The sequence below is a fragment of the Flavobacterium silvisoli genome (assembly GCF_004329815.1).
GTDB classification, from domain to species: domain Bacteria; phylum Bacteroidota; class Bacteroidia; order Flavobacteriales; family Flavobacteriaceae; genus Flavobacterium; species Flavobacterium silvisoli.
The window spans coordinates 1-2602 of the sequence record NZ_SJPE01000030.1 but is presented as its reverse complement, the minus strand read 5'-3'; the positions used below and the strand labels follow the sequence as shown (position 1 = coordinate 2602).

The window sequence follows — 2602 nt, the reverse complement described above, 5'->3', positions numbered from 1 at the left end:
CAATTACAACTAATAGTCAACCCAACACCAGAGGCAGTAACGCCAACGGATTACCATTTGTGTGATTACACAGGTGCTGTTGGTTATGAGCCGTTTGATTTAACGACAAAAATCCCTGAGATTTTGGGCAGTATCAACCCGGCAGTTACTTCTGTAACGTTCTATACTTCACAGAGTAATGCTGAAAATGCTACTGGGGCTATAGGCAATGTTACCAATTACGTTAACACAGTTGCCAACACCCAGACGTTGTATGTTCGGGTAGAGACTATCGCTACGGGTTGTTACGATATTGTAACCCTGACATTAGTGGTAGACCCACTACCGATAGTACCACCGGTTAGTTACCCTCAATATTCATTGTGTGATGATAACAATCCGGGAGATTGTAAAGAAATCTTTGACTTAGGGTCTAAGGTAGCCGATATTTTAAACGGTCAGACCGGAATGATAGTTACGTTCTATCCGAGTTTAACCGATGCACAGAATAATACCAATGCTATAGGTAATTTATTGTACCAAAATGTATTACCTTGTGTTCAGACTTTAGGAATCCGTATTACTAATTCGGTTACGGGTTGTTATGTTATCTCTACGATGGATATCCGGGTTAATCCATTACCAACGCCGGTTCCGCCGACACAGCCTTTAACGGTTTGTGACGGGGATCAGGACGGTATTACCTGCGGTATTGATTTGACCAGCTTAACGGCAGACATCCTTCAGGGGGCAAGTTATGATATCAGCTACCACGAAACGCAAACGGATGCCGAATTAGGAGGAACTACCATTCCAAACCCGGCCAACTACTGTAACATCAATAACTTTAACCAAACTATCTATGTAAGAGCAGAGGATTTGCTTACGGGTTGTGTTACGGTTATTCCGATTCAGTTGACGGTTAATCCGAGTCCGGTAAAACCGGTTGTGATTCCGGATTTAGTGACTTGTGATCAGGACAATAATCCGCAAAGCGGCAGCACTATAGTTGATTTAACTACGCGCACGGCAGGGGTAATAGCTTTGCAACCACTACCGGCGAGCAATTATACGGTTACGTATTATATAAGTCAGGCTTCGGCTGATGCCGGAAACCCTGCAATAGTGAATGCCGCTACTTATTTTGGCAGCGATGGGCAGGTAATCTGGGTTAGAATAGAAGATAACGTAACGGGATGCTATTCTTTGGGCTCTTTCCAGTTAATCATCAACAAACCGCTGTTGCTGGTTACTCCTCAACCTCTGAGCAAATGTGATGATGATGCCAACCCGAATAACCTGTATTACACTTTTGATTTAACCGTAAAAGATGCGGAGATTAATCAAAACACAGGCTATACGGTTACGTATTACCCAAGCCTTACCGATGCACAAAACAATACCAATGCCATTACAACTCCGACGGCTTATACCAACGGGAACCCGGCGGTACAGACTTTGGGTGTGGTTGTAACTACAGCAGCAGGCTGTAAAAGCATCACGACATTAGACATCAGAGTCTTACCAATCCCTACACCGAAGAGTACCAATATTCCGGTATTGGCGGCTCAGTGCGAGAACGCAACGGGTAGTGGAGTGGCTCAGTTTGATTTGACACAAAATCAGGCTTATATTGCCAATGGAGATACGAATGTTACTTTCCATTACTTCCCAACGCATGCCGATTTAGAAGCCAATACCAATGAGATTCTGAATCCAACCACCGCTATAGTAGGAGATCCTTCTATAGCCGGTACGACCATCAATCAGGTTCAGTACGTTTATGTGGCGGTAACCAGTGCCTTCTCGACGGATTACACCGGTAGAAAATGTTACAAAGAAGTACAACAGGGCTTTATTGTTAATCCGCTTCCGGTGGTCAATACCATAGCTGATTATCAAATCTGTGAGGCTGACCCATCAGGAGTTAACGACGGAATAGAAGTCTTTGATTTAACCAGTCAGAATGTAGCCTTGTTAACCGGCAATCAAACCACGCCTGCTTCAAATTACAGTGTATCGTTCTATGAAGATGCGGCTATGACGGTTTTAATACCAAACCCGGCAGCGTATACCAATACGTCTAACCCACAAACGATTTATGTATCGATTACCAATACCACTACCGGTTGTAAGAGTGCCGGAGGCAGCTTCAATATTTTGGTTAATCCGAAACCGACCATCAATTACATTATGGCCGATATGAAAGTATGTGATGATGACGGAAACAACAACGGAACCAAATTGTATACACAGAACCCCACAAGTCCATTGGGCAGTTTGGCGGGTTATGTGTCAGATATCTTAGGTCCTGCGCAAACGGCACCGACTTATATTGTAGAGTTCTACAACAACCAGGCGGATGCTGAAGCGGGTAACTCAGGCAGTGCACTAACCAATTTAGATACGTATGAAGTACAAACCGGCTTCTACTGGGTACGAGTTGAGAATACCCTAACGGGCTGTTATGCATTAGACTCGTTTGAAGTGATAGTTGAGAAACTGGCTGAGCCGGTAATTACCAGCAATACGGGCAGTAACATAGCCTGTGTGAGATGGAACACTACGGCGGTCACCAATGGTTTGATTTTGAACAGCGGTATTACGGCACCGGGCTATACTT

The 2602-nt window shown here is 44.3% G+C and carries 1 pseudogene; it reads left to right on the top strand.

Going from position 1 to position 2602, the window contains the following annotated elements:
* Nucleotides 1-2602: pseudogene (locus EZL74_RS13145) on the top strand (adhesin); the annotation flags it as partial.